Annotated in this window: 2 protein-coding genes; both read left to right on the plus strand. The window is 35.9% G+C overall.

Annotated elements, in window-relative coordinates:
- Positions 1-170: 170 nt before the first annotated feature.
- Positions 171-464: an AAA family ATPase gene (locus U9Q18_04070; protein ID MEA3313532.1), complete on the plus strand. Its 294-nt coding sequence runs from the start codon at positions 171-173 to the stop codon at positions 462-464.
- 3 nt (positions 465-467) lie between these two features.
- The gene (locus tag U9Q18_04075; GenBank protein MEA3313533.1) at positions 468-1,529 is read left to right on the plus strand and encodes a D-cysteine desulfhydrase family protein; all 1,062 of its coding nucleotides are present in this window, start codon (positions 468-470) and stop codon (positions 1,527-1,529) included.
- The last annotated feature ends 110 nt before the right edge of the window (positions 1,530-1,639 follow it).

Genomic DNA, 1,639 nt, shown 5'->3' on the forward strand with positions numbered 1-1,639 from the left:
TTTTCAAAAATTCTGTTAATCGTAAGAGAGTCGGGTTTTCTTATCTGTAAGAGTCGGCTTAATTAGTTCTTTCCACTCTTTTGAATTCCATGTACTCAATTTTTTATGTATTTTGTAATATTTCTCCGGTATGGGATGAGTGCCAACGATAACTTTTAGGCCATATTCTTTTGGAAGATATATCGGGTACAAGGAAAACGATGCTTGCAAAAGTAGTTTCCATTTCGTTAAATGCAAAGTTTAAGCGAATTCAATTTATTTTTTGTTTACTTCCCGCTGATATTATCGGTATTACAATCTTTGATAGAGCGAAATATGGAAATGATGATATAATTGATAAAGAATTTAGAGAAGTGCAAACAGTTGCACTAATTTTTGTTGAACTGTTCAGCTCCATAAGGAACTTAATTTGTATTTGGGGTCCTATGCATTATTCTATACTGTTTAGTTTTGAGGGGGTATAAAAAGTGGGAGAAAATATATATTTAAGGGTTTTTGAAAAATTGGAAAAGATTCCGCGTGTCAAACTTGCTTTTTTACCTACACCTTTGCAGAAATTAGAAAGAATTTCACAGTTATGTGGAGTAGAGATGTATATGAAACGAGATGACCTTACTGGCGTAGAATTTGGTGGCAATAAGACACGCAAACTTGAATTTACTCTCCCGGAAGCGGTGAAAAATAAAGCTAAGTATTTGGTTACAGGTGCAGCATTCCAGTCGAATTGGTGTAGGCAAACCATTGCATGTGGCAATAGATTGGGAATGAAAACAGTTCTATTTTTGTATGGTCCAGAAATACCACAGAAATATAAAGGGAATTTATTATTAGACAAAGTAATGGGAGCAGAGATTTATCTCAACAAATTACAACAGGGAGAGAGTATTCCCAAAGCAATGCAAAGGACAAAAGAAAAGGTAGACGAGAGGATAAAAGAATTAGAGGAAAAAAATGGGAAATGCTATTATATTGAGGTGGGAGCACCGTTTCCTCGAGGGCACGTGGCTTACGTATATGCTGTGGGAGAACTTGTAAGGCAACTTAAGGAAAAAGGTATGATGCTAGATTATTTTGACTATATTGTGACAGCAATTGGTACAGGGGGAACATATACAGGGCTTCTTGTTGGGAAAAAACTTTTTACCTCTACTGTGAAAATTTATGGGTTTTCAGCAGGATTTATGCCTATTGAAACTCTGAGAAAGCGGATTTTGAAAGGAGCTGAGGAGACAGCAGAATTTTTGAAGGTAACAATCCCGTTCTCCAAAGAAGATATTTGCATCAGTGAGGACTATGTGGGCAAAGGATATGATGTCCCTTCAAAAGAAGAAGGGGAGGCAATTAAACAGATAGCACAAAATGAAGCAATTTTTTTAGACCCAGTCTACACAGGAAAAGCGATGGCAGGGCTCTTAAACTTTATTAAAACAGGCAGGATTCCCAGAGGTAGCAAGGTGCTGTTCTGGCATACAGGAGGATTACCAGCCCTGTTTTCTGGTGAAGAAATAACCGGAAGTATGTATGAATGAATTGCGAAATAGATTTTTTATGAAGTAGATTTATTCTATATATATTGCGTGATACTAGTTGAGTTTTTTTAAATATATAAATTGTAGATTATACAAAAAGAAATGAGGGA

The sequence above is a fragment of the Caldisericota bacterium genome, from assembly GCA_034717215.1.
In the GTDB taxonomy this organism is placed as follows: domain Bacteria; phylum Caldisericota; class Caldisericia; order Caldisericales; family Caldisericaceae; genus UBA646.